The organism is Pseudomonas sp. E45-MNA-CIBAN-0222 (assembly GCF_040310405.1).
GTDB lineage: Bacteria > Pseudomonadota > Gammaproteobacteria > Pseudomonadales > Pseudomonadaceae > Stutzerimonas > Stutzerimonas stutzeri_AC.
Genome location: NZ_JBEOPU010000011.1, coordinates 62,205 through 79,516, shown reverse-complemented (window position 1 = coordinate 79,516; position 17,312 = coordinate 62,205). Strand labels below are relative to the sequence as shown.

At 64.5% G+C, this 17,312-nt stretch carries 16 protein-coding genes and 1 riboswitch; of the genes, 7 read left to right on the top strand and 9 right to left on the bottom strand.

All coding sequences use genetic code 11. The features are described from left to right. The first annotated feature begins 7 nt into the window (after positions 1 to 7). The 3 genes from AAEZ08_RS16865 to AAEZ08_RS16855 are packed head-to-tail and all read left to right on the top strand — an operon-like array spanning position 8 to position 2,291. A complete protein-coding gene (locus tag AAEZ08_RS16865; RefSeq protein ID WP_003281734.1) occupies positions 8 to 313 on the top strand; it encodes a PepSY domain-containing protein in 306 nt (101 codons plus the stop codon). After that, entirely contained in the window at positions 313 to 978 is a 666-nt protein-coding gene (locus tag AAEZ08_RS16860; protein WP_500124727.1) for a response regulator transcription factor, read from the top strand. Before AAEZ08_RS16865 ends, AAEZ08_RS16860 begins: the two co-directional genes overlap by 1 nt. Continuing rightward, positions 975 to 2,291, top strand: a complete 1,317-nt coding sequence (locus AAEZ08_RS16855; RefSeq protein WP_500124726.1) for a sensor histidine kinase — start codon at positions 975 to 977, stop codon at positions 2,289 to 2,291. Before AAEZ08_RS16860 ends, AAEZ08_RS16855 begins: the two co-directional genes overlap by 4 nt. Positions 2,292 to 2,294: 3 nt before the next feature. Here AAEZ08_RS16855 and AAEZ08_RS16850 read toward each other — a convergent pair whose 3' ends face one another. Continuing rightward, the gene (locus tag AAEZ08_RS16850) at positions 2,295 to 2,510 is read right to left on the bottom strand and encodes a hypothetical protein (protein WP_003281738.1); all 216 of its coding nucleotides are present in this window, start codon (positions 2,508 to 2,510) and stop codon (positions 2,295 to 2,297) included. Positions 2,511 to 2,835: 325 nt separating this feature from the next. Between AAEZ08_RS16850 and AAEZ08_RS16845 the strand changes: the two genes are divergently transcribed. From AAEZ08_RS16845 to AAEZ08_RS16830, 4 genes are all read left to right on the top strand, one after another. Continuing rightward, the gene (locus tag AAEZ08_RS16845) at positions 2,836 to 3,708 is read left to right on the top strand and encodes a helix-turn-helix transcriptional regulator (RefSeq protein WP_500124725.1); all 873 of its coding nucleotides are present in this window, start codon (positions 2,836 to 2,838) and stop codon (positions 3,706 to 3,708) included. A 1,078-nt stretch (positions 3,709 to 4,786) separates the two neighbouring features. Continuing rightward, positions 4,787 to 6,022, top strand: a complete 1,236-nt coding sequence (locus AAEZ08_RS16840) for an exonuclease SbcCD subunit D C-terminal domain-containing protein (RefSeq protein WP_500124724.1) — start codon at positions 4,787 to 4,789, stop codon at positions 6,020 to 6,022. Further along, positions 6,019 to 9,678: an AAA family ATPase gene (locus tag AAEZ08_RS16835; RefSeq protein ID WP_500124723.1), complete on the top strand. Its 3,660-nt coding sequence runs from the start codon at positions 6,019 to 6,021 to the stop codon at positions 9,676 to 9,678. Before AAEZ08_RS16840 ends, AAEZ08_RS16835 begins: the two co-directional genes overlap by 4 nt. 239 nt (positions 9,679 to 9,917) lie before the next feature. Then, a riboswitch (cobalamin riboswitch) is annotated at positions 9,918 to 10,134 on the top strand. A 98-nt stretch (positions 10,135 to 10,232) separates the two neighbouring features. Then, on the top strand, positions 10,233 to 12,089 hold the full coding sequence (locus tag AAEZ08_RS16830) for a TonB-dependent receptor domain-containing protein (protein ID WP_500124722.1): 1,857 nt from the start codon (positions 10,233 to 10,235) through the stop codon (positions 12,087 to 12,089). Positions 12,090 to 12,111: 22 nt separating this feature from the next. Here the strand turns inward: AAEZ08_RS16830 and AAEZ08_RS16825 are convergent, their stop codons facing one another. From AAEZ08_RS16825 to ribH, 8 genes are all read right to left on the bottom strand, one after another. After that, positions 12,112 to 12,912, bottom strand: coding sequence for a cobalamin-binding protein (locus AAEZ08_RS16825; protein ID WP_500124721.1), 801 nt, complete (start codon positions 12,910 to 12,912; stop codon positions 12,112 to 12,114). Next, positions 12,912 to 13,319 carry a hypothetical protein gene (locus AAEZ08_RS16820; protein WP_058063762.1) on the bottom strand — a complete coding sequence of 136 codons (408 nt, stop codon included), beginning with the start codon at positions 13,317 to 13,319 and terminating at the stop codon, positions 12,912 to 12,914. The genes AAEZ08_RS16825 and AAEZ08_RS16820 overlap by 1 nt, the downstream gene beginning before the upstream one ends. Then, a complete protein-coding gene (gene ribA, locus AAEZ08_RS16815) occupies positions 13,316 to 13,933 on the bottom strand; it encodes a GTP cyclohydrolase II (RefSeq protein ID WP_041014975.1) in 618 nt (205 codons plus the stop codon). Before ribA ends, AAEZ08_RS16820 begins: the two co-directional genes overlap by 4 nt. Before the next feature lie 119 nt (positions 13,934 to 14,052). Then, positions 14,053 to 14,700, bottom strand: a complete 648-nt coding sequence (locus AAEZ08_RS16810; protein WP_045633050.1) for a retropepsin-like aspartic protease family protein — start codon at positions 14,698 to 14,700, stop codon at positions 14,053 to 14,055. Between the two features lie 82 nt (positions 14,701 to 14,782). After that, positions 14,783 to 15,280, bottom strand: coding sequence for a phosphatidylglycerophosphatase A family protein (locus AAEZ08_RS16805; RefSeq protein ID WP_045633049.1), 498 nt, complete (start codon positions 15,278 to 15,280; stop codon positions 14,783 to 14,785). Between the two features lie 50 nt (positions 15,281 to 15,330). Beyond that, positions 15,331 to 16,293: a thiamine-phosphate kinase gene (gene thiL / locus AAEZ08_RS16800; RefSeq protein WP_500124720.1), complete on the bottom strand. Its 963-nt coding sequence runs from the start codon at positions 16,291 to 16,293 to the stop codon at positions 15,331 to 15,333. A gap of 12 nt (positions 16,294 to 16,305) precedes the next feature. Then, positions 16,306 to 16,785: a transcription antitermination factor NusB gene (nusB, locus tag AAEZ08_RS16795; RefSeq protein ID WP_178111420.1), complete on the bottom strand. Its 480-nt coding sequence runs from the start codon at positions 16,783 to 16,785 to the stop codon at positions 16,306 to 16,308. 2 nt (positions 16,786 to 16,787) lie between these two features. After that, on the bottom strand, positions 16,788 to 17,264 hold the full coding sequence (gene ribH, locus AAEZ08_RS16790; RefSeq protein WP_003281761.1) for a 6,7-dimethyl-8-ribityllumazine synthase: 477 nt from the start codon (positions 17,262 to 17,264) through the stop codon (positions 16,788 to 16,790). Positions 17,265 to 17,312 lie beyond the last annotated feature (48 nt).

Below are 17,312 nucleotides of genomic sequence, written 5' to 3'. Positions count from 1 at the left end.
GCCAGCCATGCGTGCCCCACTTTTCGTAACGCTTCCACTTGTGTTGCTGCTCGCCGCCACTCCGGTGGCGAGCCGCGACCTGGATCAGGACGAAGCCCTGCGGCTGCGTCGCGAGGGCCTGATCCTGCCGCTGGAAACATTGATCCAGCGCGCGATGGAGCGTTATCCCGGGGCGCGTCTACTGGAAGCGGAACTGGAGGAGGAAGACGACATCTACGTCTACGAAATCGAGTTGCTCACCACCAAAGGCGTCGCCCGCGAGCTGGAGTTCGATGCCCGCGACGGGCGCCTGCTCAAGGATGAAGAAGACTGATGCGCCTGCTACTGGTCGAAGACAATGTGCCGCTGGCCGATGAACTGGTGGCCAGTCTCAGTCGCAACGGCTATGCGATCGACTGGCTGGCTGACGGCCGCGACGCCGCATACCAGGGCGCGACCGAGCCCTACGATCTGATCATTCTCGACCTCGGCTTGCCTGGCAAACCGGGGCTGGAGGTGCTGCACGACTGGCGCGCCGGTGGCCTCACCACACCGGTGCTGATCCTTACCGCGCGCGGCTCCTGGGCCGAACGCATTGATGGCCTCAAGGCCGGCGCCGACGACTACCTGACCAAACCCTTTCATCCCGAAGAGCTGCTGTTGCGCATCCAGGCGCTGCTGCGCCGTGCCCACGGCCTGGCCAACCAGCCCATGCTGCAAGCCGGTGGCCTGGAGCTGGACGAGTCGCGCCAGTGCTGTCGCAAGGACGGCCAGGACATCGAACTCACCGCCGGTGAATTCCGCCTGCTGCGCTACTTCATGCTGCATCCGGGGCAGCTGCTGTCGAAAACCCAACTGACCGAACACCTGTACGACGGTGAAACCGAACGCGATTCCAACGTCATCGAAGTGCATGTCAACAGGCTGCGCGGCAAGCTCGGTCGCGAGCTGATCGAAACGCGCCGTGGCCAGGGCTATCGCTTCGGCGGCCAGCCGTGAAATCGATTCAGCGCAGCCTCAGCCTGGCGCTGATCGCCACTCTGCTGCTGGTCGCGCTGGTGCTGGTGCAGACCAGCCTGTGGCTCTTCGAGTCAGGCCTCAGGCGCAGTCTGGAAACCGACCTACGCGAGGAAACCGAAGGCCTGCTGATTGCCCTGGTGAAGGGACCGAACGGTGATCAGCTGGACGTACAGCTCCTCAACCCACGCTATCAACGGCCGTTCTCCGGCCACTACTTCAAGATCGAACTGCCCGAGCGCACCTGGCGCTCCCGCTCGCTGTGGGACGCCTCGCCAGAATGGCCGGAACGCGCGGGCCTGGCGGACGAACTGCTCGACGGCCCGCAGGAACAGCGACTGCTGGGTTATCGCGCCGAGTACCGCCGCGATGGACAGCCGATCGTCATCAGCGTCGCGCAGGACTACACACCGGTTCTCGACAGCTTTGCCCGCGTGCGGCTGAGCGGTCTGGGCCTGGTCGGTTTCGCCCTGCTCACCCTGCTGCTTTTGCAGCGCTACGCCATGGGCCTGGCACTGCGCCCGCTGGAGCGCGCCCGGCAGCAGATCGCCCAGTTGCAGCAGGGCCAGCGCCAGCAGCTGGACCAGCAGGCGCCCATCGAGCTGCAACCGCTGGTCGAGCAGATCAACCACCTGCTCAGCCATACCGAGGACACCTTGCAGCGCTCGCGGCACGCGCTGGGCAACCTCGGCCACGCGCTGAAGACGCCACTGGCCGTGCTCGGCAGCCTGGTGCAACGCGAAGAAGTCGCCGCCTACCCCGAACTGCAGGCCAGCCTGCAGGAGCAGCTGGAGCAGATCCAGCAACGGGTCAGCCGCGAACTGGGCCGCGCGCGGCTATCGGTGGACGTGCTGCCCGGTGCGCATTTCGACTGCGATGCGGAACTGCCGGCACTGTTCGACACCCTGGCGATGATCCACCGCAGCGGCCTCGACCTGCGCTGGCAGGCGCCCGCCGGCTGCCGGTTGCCGCGTGACCGCGAGGACATGCTCGAGCTGCTGGGCAATCTGCTGGATAACGCCTGCAAGTGGGCCCGTAACCGTGTGGAGCTGAGCATCGAGCGCAGCGGCGATGCCTTCGTCCTGCTGGTGGACGACGACGGACCGGGGATTCCGGCGGCACAGCGCGAGCAGGTCATCAACCGTGGCGTACGGCTGGACGAAACGGCGGAAGGTCACGGACTGGGGCTGGGGATCGTCAGCGATATCCTGACGGCCTGGCGGGGCGAGTGGAGTCCTGAAGAAAGCCCGCTGGGCGGTTTGCGCGTGCGCATCGCACTGCCGGCGACGCGCTGACCGTTATTGCGGGCGAGCCAGTTCGTTACGCATGTCTTCGAGAATGGTTTCGACCAGCAGGGTGTTCTGCACCTGGTGTCCGGCCATGATGCGCGTGGCGTGGGTGCCATTGATCGGGTAGCCGACATGCACCAGCAGGCGACCGTCCGCTTGCGGCTCGACGCGCGTGCGGTACTGCGAGGTGAAGGTTTCGGCCAGGTAGCGGGACAGAGTCTTCATGGAACATCTCTAGCAATGAGCCTGAGACAAAGACCCTGTTCATCGCTCGGAGATTCATGCCGTCCATCGGGAATCCACTGATCTTCATAGAGCTGTAACGCTCATCACCCCTTCCGATCGCCGCTGCCATAGGCCAGCCAAGCGAGAAACAGCATCACAACGAACGCCATGCAGGACATCACCAACGCATTGATCATCAGGCTCATGTCAGGGTCTCCTCATCCACCGGATCGAGTTGAAACATACCCCGAATATATGTAGCGTTGCGCGACACGTCGATCAGCTCGACATACGCATGTAAATCTTTGGCACAGGTGCAGAGGCGATGAAACGCAAGCAATCGATCAGTCAGATTCGCTGGGACCTGGCGCTGCGCTACCGCCTGATCGAGACCATCGCCTGGTGGGAAGGCCGCCTGACCACGGGCCACCTGATGCAGAGCTTCGGCATCAGCCGCCAGCAGGCATCGAAGGACATCAACACCTACCTGAACGAACATGCGCCCAAAAACCTGACATATGACCGCCACCTGAAGGGCTACAAGCCGACCAAAGGCTTTCAGCCCCTGTTCATCGACGGCAGCGCCAGCGCCTATCTGCATTTGCTCGATCAGAACCGCGTTCGCGCCCCGCATATCGAGGGCCTGGCGCTGGCCTACGCGCATACCGAAGTGCTGCAGGTGCCGGACCGCAGCATCCGCCCGGAAGTGCTGCGGCCGATCCTGCTGGCCTGTCGCGAGGGGCTGCGGCTGGAGAGCGAGTATGTCTCGCTGGCCAATCCCGAGGTGGAAATCCGCGTGATGGCGCCGCACACGCTGGTGTTCACCGGCATGCGCTGGCATGTGCGCGCCTACTGCGAGAAGAACCGCGAATACCGCGACTTCGTGCTCAGCCGCTTCCGTGGCGAGCCGGACCTGATGGACACCAGCGAACACACCCGCGAACAGGACGAGGCATGGAACACGCCGGTGACGGTGCTGATCGAGCCGGACGCACGGCTGAGCCCGGCACAGAAGGCGATCATCGAGGTGGATTACGGCATGCTCGACGGCCACCTGCCGGTGGAGACGCGCGGCGCACTGGTGCAGTACGTGCTGCAGCGGTTCGGCATCGACCCGAATACCGTGCAGGCCAATGCGGCGGCGCAGCAGCTGCAGGTGGGGAATCTGCAGGCGTTGAAGGAGTGGTTGTACTCGTGAGGGCTCTTGGGGGCGCTCTTGGCCGTGAAGGGCGTCGGCACGGAGCTCGGTATGTGAGCGGCGCGATTTCCTTGGCGTTTGGCTCAGGTTTCGCCCTGCTGGGCGACTCACTTTTCTTTGCACGCGCAAAGAAAAGTAAGCAAAAGAAAGCGCGCCCCTACATCCGGCCCTGCGCTACGCGCAGGGTTCGTTCGCTTCATCGCCGCTCCAGGGGTCGGCTTACAAGGGCCATCCATGGCCCTTTAAGCCTTTCGCCGCATCCATGCGGCTCACCCCCTTGCGCAACGATTCCGCTCTCCCTACTGAAGGGGAATCTGGTGCTGCCTGTCAGGCCGCGCATGGAAACGCACAAAGCAAAGTCAACTGCGAAGCAAAGCGTAGTTAGCCTTCGATCCATCAGGCGACCCGGACTGGAATCCGCCTCAGGAGGCCGAACTCAGCCCTTGCACAGCGGGACGCGAGCAATGGACGCCGAGCGAGGAATGACGGGACAGGGACGTACCGTCATGACGTGTCCCGATATAAGGTGGAACACTGATCAACATTTTCCACCGCTGGCTTCAAGCAAGGTGTTGCCGGACCACGGCGGGTTACTTTGCAAACCGGTGGGTAAGCGTCGCGTTACCCAAGCTACAGACAACGCAACCAAGCAGAGCGTGGGTTCGGCCATTTACAGCGCCCCCTGCCCATCCCCAATTGCACGACCTTTCAGGCAACACCAAACGCCCCTTTCAGGAGGCCGAGTGCAGGTGGCGTGGAAAGGGTTGAGCGGCATGGATGCCGCGAGAGCTGCGATGGGCCAGGGATGGCCCTTCGCAGCGGGCCCTTGGAACGTCACCGGAACGAGGGAACCCCGGCGCAGCCGGGGCCGGATGGAGGGGCAAGCGTTTTTGCTTACTTTTTTCGCGACTGAAAAAAGTGAGTCGCCCAGCAGGGCGAAACCAGCGCGTCATACCAGCACGATAAGTGACAGCCACATCCAACCGCGCCCACAAGCCTTTACATCCGACGCAACCACCCACCGCCCATCCCACGCCAGCGGTTCGCCACTGCACCCGCCCACAATGAGCCTGAGCCCATGCGCCTGATCCACACCTCCGACTGGCACCTCGGCCAGACCCTCCACGGCCAGGACCGCGACTTCGAACACGCGCAATTCCTCGCCTGGCTGCTCGACCAGCTGGTCGCCCACCGCGCCGACGCCCTGCTCATAGCCGGCGACGTGTTCGACACGGTCAACCCGCCACTCAAGGCCCAGGAACGCCTCTACGATTTCATCGTCCGCGCCCACGAAAAACTCCCGCAGCTGGACATCGTGATGATCGCCGGCAACCACGACTCCGGCGGGCGTATCGAACTGCCGGCGCCGCTGATGAAGCGCCTCAACGCACACGCCGTCGGTCGCATCAGCTGGGTCGCCGAGGGCCAGCTGGATCACCAGCGGCTGCTGGTGCCGCTACACGACGCCAATGGCAACACCGCCGCCTGGTGTCTCACCCTGCCCTTCCTGCGTCCGGCCGAAGTCACCGGAATGACGCTGGGCGACGACTACATGGCCGGCATCCGTCAGGTCCACGAGCGGCTGATCGCTGCTGCCGAATCCGCACGCCAGCCCGGCCAGGCGCTGGTCGCCATGAGCCACGCGCACATGGCCGGCGGCGCGGTGTCGGAGGAGTCCGAGCGCAATATAGTTATCGGCAACGCCGAAGCGCTGCCGGCCAGCCTGTTTCCCGAATCGGTCGCCTACGTCGCCCTCGGCCACCTGCACAAGCCGCAGCAGGTCGCCGGGCAGGCGCGCATCCACTACAGCGGCTCGCCGCTGCCGCTGTCCTTCGCCGAGGTCAACTACCCGCATCAGGTGCTGCTGGTCGAACTCGACGGCGACCAGCTGACGCAGGTCGAAAGTCTGCCGGTGCCGCGCGCGGTGGAAATGATCCGCATCGGCCGCGCGCCCCTGGCCGAAATCATTACCGCGCTGGAAGCGCTGCCGCCCACCGGGCTGTTCGACGACAACCTGCCCTGGCTGGAGGTACGCGTGCTGCTCGACGAGCCGCTGCCGGACCTGCGCCAGCGCATCGAAACCGCGATAACCGGCAAGGCCTGCCGACTGGTGCGCATCGCCAGTGAATACGCCGGCAAGCGCGGCGAGACGGAATCGGAAGTGCTGCTCGGCCTCGACCAGATCACCCCGCAGGAGCTGTTCGCCCGCGCCTGGGAAGAACAGTACGGCAACCCGGCGGACGAGCAGGCGCTGAACGATTTCGCCACTTTGCTGCAACGAGTCGAGTTCGCCCATGAGGAGATTGAGCGATGAAAATCCTCGCCATCCGCCTGAAGAACCTGGCCTCCTTGGCCGGCGAACAGATCATCGATTTCACCGCCGAACCCCTGGCCAGCGCCGGACTGTTCGCCATCACCGGGCCTACAGGTGCCGGCAAGAGCACCATTCTCGACGCCCTGTGCCTGGCGCTGTTCGGCAGCACGCCACGGCTCGACAGCGTCTCACCGCTGAACAAGGTTCCCGACGTCGAAGCCGAGATCGGCGGTGGCGACGAGCGCAACCTGCTGCGCCGCGGTTGTGGCAGCGGCTACGCAGAGGTGGATTTCGTCGGTGTCGACGGCCACCGCTACCGCGCGCGCTGGGAGGTCAGGCGTGCCAAAGAGAAGATCGACGGCAAACTGCAGGCCAGCAGCCAGAGCCTCACGGATCTCGACAGTGGCACGCTCCTGGCCAGCGGCAAGAAACTCGAATTTCGAGCGCTGCTCGAAGCCCGTCTTGGGCTGAATATGGCTCAATTCACCCGCGCCGTACTGCTGGCGCAAAGCGAATTTTCTGCCTTCCTCAAGGCAAAGGACGACGAACGCGGCAGCTTGCTGGAAAAGCTCACCGATACCGGCCTCTACAGCCGCCTCGGGCAGGCCGCGTTCGAGGCCGCCAAGCAGGCTAAGGAAAGCCTGACTCGCCTTGAACAGCAGGCCGGCGGCCTGCAGCCGCTGGAGCCGGAGCAGCGTGACGTACTGGAGCGCGAACATCAGGCCCAGCTCGAAGAACTGAAGAAGCTGCAACAGCAGCTCAAGGAGCTGGAAGCCCAGCGGCAATGGCTCAGCGAACTGCAGCGCCTGGAAAACGAGCGCGAAGCCGCACGCCAGCAACTACAGGACGCCGAAGACGAGCACGAGAGCCTGGCCGAGGCCCGCCGTATTCTCGACCTGTTCGAACGGCTCGCACCGCAGCGCCACCGCTTTCTGCGCCAGCAGGAACTCGAACCGCTGCTGGGCAAGGCCGCCGACAGCCTCACTCGCCTGCAGCACGAGGCACAAAGCCTGCAGCAACGCCTCGACACCTTGCAGAGCCAATGCGAAGCGGCCGGCAACGACCTGCGTGCGGCCGATCAGGCGCGCCAGACGGCCGAGCCCAGGCTTGCGCAAGCGCGCCGTGAAGAGGAACGCCTCAGCCATCTGAACGCCGACCTCGCCTCGATCCGCGAAGAAAGCGTCCAGGCCGATGCCGCGGCGAGCGCCGGCGAGGCAACGCTCAAGCAGCTCGGTGAGCAGCAACAGCGCTCCGCCGAACAGCTAGCAACGCTGACGCAGCAACTCGAGACGAGCGCAGCGTTGCAACCGCTCTGTGCAGCCTGGGGTGGTTACCGTCCGCGCCTGCAACAGGCCGTCCAGCTGGCAGCACGGCTGCAGCAAGGTCAGGGCGAACTCCCGGCACTGGAAGCGCAGGCCAAGGCTGCCGAAACCCGGCAAAGCCAGGCGCGCGAGGCGCTGGAAAATCTGCAGCGCGAGCGCGACAGCGAACTAGGGCTGGCCGAACAGCTGGCCGGTCTGCATCGACAGCTCGACGAGTGGCGCCAGGCCGAGCGCGAAACCGAGGCCCTGCGCGAACTCTGGGCGCAGCAGCTCACGCTCACCGCCAGCCAGCGCGAACTGAACGACGCCCACATCCGCCAGCAGGCCGAGCTGGACAGCCTGGTACCGCAGGGCAAACAGCTTCGCAGTGACCGTGATGCTGCCGAGCAGGCGCTCAAGGTCACCCTCGCCCTGCTCGAACGCCAACGCCTGGCACGCAGCGAGAATGTCGAAGCGCTGCGTGCGGCGCTCGTCCCCGGCGAGCCCTGCCCGGTCTGCGGCAGCGATGAACATCCCTGGCAGCAGACCGATGCGCTGGTTGCCAGCCTTGATCGGCACGACGACAGCGAGGCCGCGCGCGCGCAGCAGGCGTTACAGGAACAGGACCAGCGCCTGCAGGAACTGCGCGATCGCCATGTCACGCTCAGCACGCAGCTGCGCCAGACGCAGCAACGCCAGAGCGAAGTCGAGGCGCAGCTGCAGGCCCTGGCACCGCGCTTGCTCGCCCTGCCCGCACGCGCGCGATTGCTTGAACAGCCGGAAGCCGAACGTTCGCAATGGCTGGAAGCGCAGCTGACCAGTCTCAAAGGCCAGATCGCCAGCGCCAGCCAGCGTCAGCAGCAGTTGCTCGCCCTGCAACAGCGCAGCGAAACCCTGCAGCAGGCCTGGCAGGCCGCGCGCGAGGCCTGCGTCGAGGCGACCCAGCAACTCGCCCGCCAACGCGATGCGCTCGCCCGCGACAGCCAGCAGCTCGACGAGGAGCTGGCGGCCTTTGCCGAACTACTGCCCGCCGAGCATCTGCAGCGTTGGCGCGAAAATCCGGCGCAGACCTTTATGCAGCTGGACGCCAGCATCGCCACGCGGCTGCAGCAACTGCAGGCGCAGACCGAGCTGGCCGATGAGCTGCGCCAGCGCGAGCAGCGCCGCAGCGACGAGCAATTGCAGCAGCGTCATCGCCAGGAGAAACAGGCAGGCTGCAGCGCGCGACTGAGCGAGCGCGAGAAACTGCTGCTGGCCTGCCAGCAGGCGCTACGTACCAGCCTTGGCGAACAGACCAGCGCCAGCGCCAGCGCCTGGCAACAGCAGCTGGACGCGACCATCCAGGCTGCGCGGCAAACCCAGGCCGAGATCGATCGGCACCTCAACGAGAGCAAGCTTGGTCTGACGCGGCTGCACGGCGAGCAGCAGAACTGTCGACAGCGCCAAGCCGAACTGGAACAGGAACGCGACGCGCTGAATGCGGAACTGGGCGCCTGGCGCGCCGCCCATCCGGCGCTGGACGACACCACCCTCGCCCAGCTGCTGCATATGGACGACCAGCTGATCGCCGAGGCGCGCCAGCGCTTGCAAGAGAACAGCGAAACCCTGACCCGCTGTCGCGAGCGTCTCGACGGCTGCCTCAACCGCCTGAACCTGCACAAACAGCAGCAGAGCGACGCCCCGGATACCGAGCAGCTGCAACAGCGCCATGCCGAGCAACTGCAGCAGTGCGAGCAGGCCGACCAGCGCTGCGCGGAAACCCGCGCCCAGCTGATCGACGACGACAAGCGCCGCCGCCAGAGCCAGGCGTTGCTCGCGCAGATCGACGCCGCGCGGGCCGAGCATCAGCGCTGGGGACGCATCGCCGCGCTGATCGGCTCCAGCGACGGCGGCGCCTTCCGCAAGATCGCCCAGGCCTACAACCTCGACCTGCTGGTGCAGCACGCCAACGTGCAGCTGCGCCAACTGGCGCGGCGTTATCGGCTCAAGCGCGGAGGAAGTCCGCTGGGCCTGCTGGTCATGGATACCGAGATGGGCGACGAGCTGCGCTCGGTGCATTCGCTGTCCGGCGGCGAGACCTTCCTCGTTTCGCTGGCCCTGGCCCTGGGCCTGGCCTCAATGGCGTCGAGCAAGCTGAAGATCGAGTCGCTGTTTATCGACGAAGGTTTCGGCAGCCTCGATCCCGAGTCGCTGCAGATCGCCATGGACGCGCTGGATTCGCTGCAGGCCCAGGGCCGCAAGGTGGCGGTGATCTCCCATGTGGCGGAAATGCACGAGCGCATTCCAGTGCAGATCCAGGTGCGCCGGCAGGGCAATGGGCAGAGTGATCTGCAGATTGTCGGCGGGCTTTCATAGGAGCTGTCGCCGTTTCGGGCAGGTCTACAGCCTGCTTCGCCGCGAGGGCGCGCCTCCTACTGGTTCGATGTGCACTGGCCTGCTTTTGTGGGAGGCCCGCCCTCGGGGCGAAGCTTTTGACTTTGGGCAGGCGCGCAGCCTGCATTCGCCTCGGGCACGTGCGCCAACTGGCTTGACGTGCACTGGCCCGCTTTTGCATCACCCGCTTGTGTTTCCCCAGCACCGGCCGTAAGGTTCGCGCGTTTTCTTATCCGCCCAGGTGTGCACGACCGCAAGGTCCGCATTAAACGGGAAGCCGGTGCGCTCGATGAGCAAGGCCGGCGCTGCCCCCGCAACGGTAATCGACCGCGATCCTCAGGGATCGCCGTCCGCTCCACAGCCACTGTGTTCCGACATGGGAAGGTGAGCGTGATGCGTGTCGAAAGCCCGGAGACCGGCCTGACGGATTCGACTGGTGTTGCGGAGGGCAGCACCGTCAAGCGCTGCTGCCCGTCATCCCCCGCGCTTGTTCCTGCCCTCCTCAAAAGTCTGCGATCTTTTGAGGAATTCCAAGAATGAAACTGTCCCGACTTGCCCTGGCCGTAGCGCTGCTGCCCGGCGTGCAGGTGTTTGCTGTTGAGCAGGAGCTGCCAAGCATGCTCATTACCTCCGCCCGCCAGGCTGAACCCCGCGCCCAGGCGACGGCAGCCAATACCGTATTCACTCGCGCCGATATCGAACGGCTACAAGCCCGCAGCGTGCCCGAGCTGCTGCGGCGTGTGCCAGGCGTACAGGTGAGCAGCCCTGGCGGTGTGGCGTCGCTATCGCTGCGCGGCACCGGTACTGCACAAACGCTGGTGCTGGTCGATGGCCAACGCATTGCTTCAGCCACCAGCGGCTTCGCCCGTCTCGACTACTTGGCCATTGACAACATCGAGCGTGTCGAAGTGATCCGTGGCCCGCGCTCCTCGCTTTACGGCGCGGATGCCATTGGTGGCGTCATCCAGATCTTTACCCGTGGCGGCAAACCCGGAATAAACCCGGAAGTCCGCTTGGCCGCCGGCAGCGACCAGACCTTCCAGCGCAGCCTGAGCCTCGCAGCCGGAACGGAGCAGACTCGCGTCCACCTCGGCGCCAGCCTCGATGAGCGCGACGGCTTCGATATCACCCGCGACAACCGCGGCGCCGATCGGGACAACGATGGCCAGCGCAACAAGGCCCTGCACCTGAAGCTGGATCACCAGTTCGATGCAAACTGGAAAGCGGGCTTGAGCCTCAACGACCAGCGCGGCAAGAACGAGTATGACGATGCCAATGATTTCGAACCCGGAACGCCGCAGGACGAGTTTCGGGTCAGCAGTTACAGCGGCTACCTGGACGGTCAGTTGACCGACATGTGGAATAGCCGTCTGGAACTGGGTCGCAGCTTCGATCGTAATCACGCCGTCGGCGCCGGCAGCGCTTGGAACAACACCCTGTTGGAAACCACGCGTCATTCGGCGGCCTGGATAAATCGGCTGCAATTGAGCGAGCGCCACCAACTGAGCGTCGGCGGCGACTGGTATGAAGACCAACTCGATTCCGCGACGATTTTTCAGGAAGACAGCCGCGACAATTCGGCTTTCTTTGCCCAGCACAGCTTTCAAGGCGAGCGCTTCGGCACCGAGCTGGGGCTACGCCACGATGACAACCAGCAGTTCGGCAGCCACAACAGCTGGAATGCCGCGGTCAGCCTGCCAGTGGGTGAGTCGCAGCGCTGGATTCTGAGCTATGGCGAAGGCTTCCGCGCTCCGACATTCTCCGATCTTTACGGACCGCCGTTATGGGGACCGAATCCGGACCTCAAGCCGGAGACCTCGAAGACCTATGAGTTGCAATGGCGCGCCGAATTCGACGAGACCCAGCTGGAAGCCGCGCTTTATCGCACCGATGTCGAAGACATGATCGCCTGGGGCGAAAACCGGATGGGGAACGTCAGCCAAGCACGGATCAATGGTTTCGAAGCCAGTGCGGCACGCGAGCTGCTAGGCTGGCAGGCGAATATTGGTGTGAGCATCATCGATCCTCGCGATCGGGACAGCGGCCATACTCTGGCGCGACGTGCAAAGCGCACGCTCAGCGTCGATCTTGATCGCACTTTCGGCACGCTATCAGCCGGGGCCGGCTGGCATATTTCCAGCTCCCGCTACGACAACGCCAGCAATACACGCGAATTGTCCGGCTACGGCACTTTCGATGTCCGAGCAGCCTGGCAGAGCCACTCAGCGCTGCGTTGGGAAGCCAAGGTCAACAACCTGTTCGACCGCGACTACGCGCTGGCGACCTACAACCGCCCAGACGGAATTAATTGGTGGGATCCGTCGCAGAATTACGGTTATCGCGAGGCGGGCCGCACCGCGCTATTCGCCGTCACCTGGACTCCCTCGCTCTAATCACGTTTACCAGCGCGCCCGCTCAGGGCGCTGCCGCCATCACTTCGCAGAGCTTCCCGATCGCCCCCAGCATCTGGAAGCTCGGCCGCTCCAGCCCCTTGTCCGGCACTTCAAGCAGTCGACCGCTGCGCACGGCACTGAGCTGCGGCCAGGCCTGCCACTCATCCAGCTGCGCACCGCTACCGGCCAGGATGACTTCGGGATCGCGGGCAAGCACGGCTTCGATGCTGACCTGAGGTGCCGCCAGGGTCAGGTCGGCGAAAACGTTCTGCCCCCCACACACCTCGATAGCTTCGCTGATGATCTGCCGTCCGCCGAGGGTATACAGTGGGCGATTCCATATCTGGTAGAACACCCGCAGTGGCTCCGCGCGCACGTAACGGCTGCGCAACTCGGCAAGGCCTGCGCGAAATTGCTCCGCCAGCCGCTCGCCTTGTTCGACGCGGCCTACGGCATTGCCAACCACAACGAATTGTTCGGCCAGTCCTTCGAGGCGGGTTTGTTCGACAACTAGAATGGGAATACCGAACTGTTGCAGCTGCTCGCGCTGGCTACGCGGCACGCTATCCGGCCAGAGCAGCACGAGATCAGGGCGCAGGCTGAGCAGGGTTTCCATCTCCACCTGGCCGTAGCGCCCAACCGAAGGCACTGACTGCAACTCGGCAGGGCGCTCGCCACCATCCAGGACGCCAACCAGCCGGTCGGCAGCATCGAGTTCGAGCATGATCTCGCTGAGCGATGGCGCCAGACTCACCACCCGCTCGGCAGCCAACGCAGGCAATGACGCCAGGGAAATCAGCGCAGCGAGGAGTAGACGTCGCATCAATGCAATTGCCGCGGAATGCGGTAGAGCACCAGCAACACCAGGCTGCCGAATACCAGCAGCAGGCGGGCAACCGGCTCCATGCCGAACAGCGCACCCGCAGCACCGAACCAGGCCGGTAATGAGGCGATCAGTAGGCCGTGACGGCGAACGCGACGCAGATCGTTCCAGGCGGTGTCCTCCACTGGACCGTTCAGCGCCTGTTCGGTGGCGATCAGTGCATGTTTGAACCGGGTGAAGGCCCGCAGGCTGAAGAACAGCGAGACGAGGCCTGCAGCGAAGAGTGGCAGACCCCAGTCGGCAAACACCACCGATGTGCGCCCAAGCACCAGCACCGGCAGCACCATCAGCAGCGTATGCAGCCAGCCGTCACGTGCGAGCTGGCGAAGGGCGGCGGCGCGCGTCACGACTGCTCGGCTTCGCCTTGGTGAATCTCGCCGAGCATGTGGCCGAGCTTGCCGGCCTTAGTGGCGAGGTAGTTGCGGTTGTACGGGTTATGCGCGATCTGCAATGGCTTGCGTTCGGCGACGCGAATGCCGAAGCCCTGCAGCGCCTTGACCTTGCGTGGGTTGTTGGTCATCAGCTTGATCTCGGCGATGCCCAGGTGCTCGAGCATCGGCAGGCAGATGCCGTAGTCGCGCATGTCCGGGGCGAACCCCAGACGCTCGTTGGCTTCGACGGTGTCGGCGCCGGCATCCTGCAGTTCGTAAGCGCGAATCTTGTTCAGCAGGCCGATACCACGGCCTTCCTGGCGCAGATAGAGCAGCACGCCGCGGCCCTCGTCGGCAATCGCGCGCAGTGCCGCTTCGAGCTGGAAGCCGCAGTCACAGCGCAGGCTGAATAACGCATCGCCGGTCAGGCACTCGGAGTGCAGACGACCCAGTACCGGCTTGCCATCGGCCACATCGCCGAGCGTCAGCGCGACATGTTCCTTGCCAGTGTCCTGGTCGAGAAAACCATGCATGGTGAACACGCCGAACGGCGTCGGCAGTTGGGAAGCGGCGACGAACACGACAGACACGGGCGGAGATCCCAGAGGCAGAAAAGCGGACATTGTAACACCAACAAAAGGCGAGTCAGGCCGGAGAGTTTGCCGACGAAAGCGCCAATCGTGCCACCCAGAGAGCGGATGCGCAGGTGCTAGGAGGTCTTCGACTCCAGCACGAGCATACCCTGCTCCTCGCGCCAGCTGACGCGACCGAGGAAGCTCATGCCAAGCAGGGCCTCAGTGGGCGAGCCACCTTCGACGACAACCGCCTCCACCCCAATAACCTCGATTGCCCCAACTTTGACGCTGTTGAGGTGCACCCGCCAGGCCTTCGCCGTGCCGCTGGCGGTGTTCACCACCATCGGCCGTCCGTTGACCCGATAGTCGATACCCAAGCGGCGGGCCTGATGCTCGTTGATCGCCACCGAGGTAGCGCCGGTATCGACGAGAAACTGGATCGGCTGGCCATTGATAGTGCCGGCGATCCAGTAATGGCCGCCGGTGCCCTTGGCTACGCTCAGTTGGGTCTTGCTTGGTGTGGCGTAGGCGCCGCTGTATTCGCGACTCAGGTTGTAGTGACGTTCGACGCCATCGACCCGCAGCACCGCGCCGCTGGCATCGGCACTGACTACCTGAACGCCGCCTGGGCCAGTCTGCCCGACCTTGACCAGCTTGCGCTGGCCGTCGACATTGACCACCGCCGCTCCCGGAAACAGCCCGACCACCTGCACCATGGATGCGGCCTGCGCCAGAGCGGGCGACAGCAAAAGGCTGGCGAACAGAATGTGGATGCTACGCATGGCAATTTCCCTCGAAACCAGGCCCGGGCCGGACGCCGATCATCCTTCAATGGCCAGCCGCCTGCAGCGACCGGACGCACAATCAAACCAATAGCGCCACCAGCCCCTGCATAACGACCCAGGCCGCGACGCCTGCAAGGATGTCATCGAGCATGATCCCGAAACCGCCGTGGATATGCCGATCGACCCAGCTGATCGGCCAAGGCTTGGCGATGTCCATTACGCGGAAGATGACAAAACCGAGCAGCATCCAATACCAGCCTTCCGGCACCAGCCAGAAGGTGATCCAGATACCGACGAACTCATCCCAGACGATGCCTTCATGGTCATGCACACCGAGTTCGCGCGCCACCTTACCGCACAGCCAGACGCCGAACAGCATGGTCAGGCCGAGCATCAGCAGATAACCCCAGCCTGGCAGCAGTTGCCACAGCGGCACGAACGGCAGTGCTACCAGCGAACCCCAGGTTCCCGGTGCCTTGGGCATCAGCCCGGAGCCGAAGCCGAACGCCAGGTTGTGCCAGGGGTTGGACCAGACCAGGTTTTGCGGCTTGGCCGCGACCGGCGAGGAGTCAGTCAAAACAGCGTTCCTTATCGGATCGGAGGCAAGCGGCTGCTCCGCAGCGGCGCTTACGCATTGAAATGGTTGTAGCCACGTTCGGACACGGGCAGTTCGTTGCCCGCCGCATCGATCAGCTGCACACCCTCACCTGCCAACACCCAGCCGATGACATGCACAGGCCAACCGGAATCGAGCAACGCAGATAGCTCAGCGGGCGGCAGGGTGAACGCCAGCAGGTAGTCGTCGCCACCGGCCAGCGCACAGCGCAACGCTTCCGCCTCACCAGCAAAACGCCGCAAAGGTTCGGATAGCGGCAGGCGATCACACTCGATCTGCAGCGCAACGCCCGAAGCCTTGGCGATATGCCCGCAATCGGCCAGCAGACCGTCGGAGATATCCAGCGCCGCCGTGGCCTTGCCTCGTAGCACCTCGCCCAGGGCCAGCTGCGGCTGCGGCGACCAGTAACGCGCCAGCAGGTGTTCGGCGACATCCGCATCGGCTTCGACCTGCCGCAACACCAGCGGCAACGCGCCGGCTGCCTCGCCCAGCACGCCGCCGACGCAGAGCAGATCGCCGACCTGCGCGCCGGACCGAACCAGTGCCTGCCCGGACGGCACGCGGCCGAACACGGTGACGGTCAGGCTCAGCGTGCCACGGGTGGTATCGCCGCCAATCAGACGCAGGCTGCAGTCGAGCGCCATGGCATCCAGTCCGCGGGCGAACTCGGCGAGCCAGAGCGGATCGCCGCTCGGCAGGCTCAGGGCAAGGGTGAAGCCGATGGGCGTGGCGCCCATGGCGGCAAGGTCACTGGCGGCCACGGCCAACGCGCGCTGGCCGAGCAGGAAGGGATCGCAGGAGTCAGGGAAATGCACCCCGGCGACCAGGGTATCGGTGGAAACCGCCAGCTGTTCGCCGGTAGGAAGCTGCAGCAGGGCACAATCGTCGCCAATGCCGAGAACGACTTCGCCGCCGGCCCTGGCACAAGCGGCGGCGGCGAAGTAGTGACGAATCAGCTCGAACTCACCCAGCAAGGCGAGCCGCCCTCAGCGCTTGTGGTTGCGCACTTCGGCGCTGCGCAGCGTGGGGGCCAGTTTGTCCAGCACGCCGTTGACGAACTTGTGTCCGTCGGTGGCGCCATAGACCTTGGCCAGCTCGATGCCTTCGTTGATGACCACGCGGTAAGGCACGTCGATGCGCTGCATCAGCTCATAGGTGGACAGCCGCAGAATTGCCAGCTCAACCGGATCGAGCTCGTCCAGCGGACGGTCGAGATTCGGTGCGATGGCACCGTCGACTTCGCTCTTGCTGCGTGCGACACCGGTCAGCAACTCATGAAAGTAGCTGCCGTCAACGCCGGAGAAATCGTTGTCGACGCGAAACTGCGCCTCGATTTCGTTGAGGCTCTGACCGGCCATGTGCCACTGATATAGCGCCTGCATCGCCAGACTGCGGGCAACCCGACGCGTGGCGATCTTGCCCTTGGCCTTAGGTTGCGGAGCGTCCTGGCTGTCGTCGTGATTCAGGCTCACTTCGCCTCCAGCTGCGACAGCAGGCTCACCATTTCCAGTGCGGAAAGTGCGGCTTCGGCGCCCTTGTTGCCGGCCTTGGTGCCGGAGCGCTCGATGGCCTGTTCGATGGAATCGACGGTCAGCACGCCAAAGGCGACCGGCACACCGAACTCCATGGAGACCTGAGCAAGGCCCTTGGTGCACTCACCGGCAACGTATTCGAAGTGCGGCGTACCGCCACGAATGACCGCGCCGAGGGCGACGATGGCGTCGTATTCACCCTGCTGGGCGACCTTCTGCGCGACCAGCGGAATCTCGAAGGCACCCGGTGCGCGGATGACGGTGATGTCGTTCTCGCTGACGCCGTGGCGAACCAGCGCGTCGACCGCGCCGCTGACCAGGCTCTCGACGACGAAGCTGTTGAAGCGGCCTACGACCAGGGCGTACTTGCCCTGCGGGGCGATGAAGGTTCCTTCGATGGTCTTCAGGGGCATGGGTGCTTTCTCATCTCTTTAAAGAACGAAGGCGCCGCGGACTGCGCG

Excerpts from the sequence above, each read along its gene's own strand:
- AAEZ08_RS16860 (WP_500124727.1), top strand. The coding sequence starts at position 313 with ATGCGCCTGCTACTGGTCGAAGACAATGTGCCGCTGGCCGATGAACTG.
- AAEZ08_RS16865 (WP_003281734.1), top strand. The coding sequence starts at position 8 with ATGCGTGCCCCACTTTTCGTAACGCTTCCACTTGTGTTGCTGCTCGCC.
- AAEZ08_RS16850 (WP_003281738.1), bottom strand. The coding sequence starts at position 2,510 with ATGAAGACTCTGTCCCGCTACCTGGCCGAAACCTTCACCTCGCAGTAC.
- ribH (WP_003281761.1), bottom strand. The coding sequence starts at position 17,264 with ATGCCCCTGAAGACCATCGAAGGAACCTTCATCGCCCCGCAGGGCAAG.
- AAEZ08_RS16825 (WP_500124721.1), bottom strand. The coding sequence starts at position 12,912 with ATGCGACGTCTACTCCTCGCTGCGCTGATTTCCCTGGCGTCATTGCCT.
- AAEZ08_RS16840 (WP_500124724.1), top strand. The coding sequence starts at position 4,787 with ATGCGCCTGATCCACACCTCCGACTGGCACCTCGGCCAGACCCTCCAC.
- AAEZ08_RS16810 (WP_045633050.1), bottom strand. The coding sequence starts at position 14,700 with ATGCGTAGCATCCACATTCTGTTCGCCAGCCTTTTGCTGTCGCCCGCT.
- AAEZ08_RS16835 (WP_500124723.1), top strand. The coding sequence starts at position 6,019 with ATGAAAATCCTCGCCATCCGCCTGAAGAACCTGGCCTCCTTGGCCGGC.
- AAEZ08_RS16845 (WP_500124725.1), top strand. The coding sequence starts at position 2,836 with ATGAAACGCAAGCAATCGATCAGTCAGATTCGCTGGGACCTGGCGCTG.
- AAEZ08_RS16830 (WP_500124722.1), top strand. The coding sequence starts at position 10,233 with ATGAAACTGTCCCGACTTGCCCTGGCCGTAGCGCTGCTGCCCGGCGTG.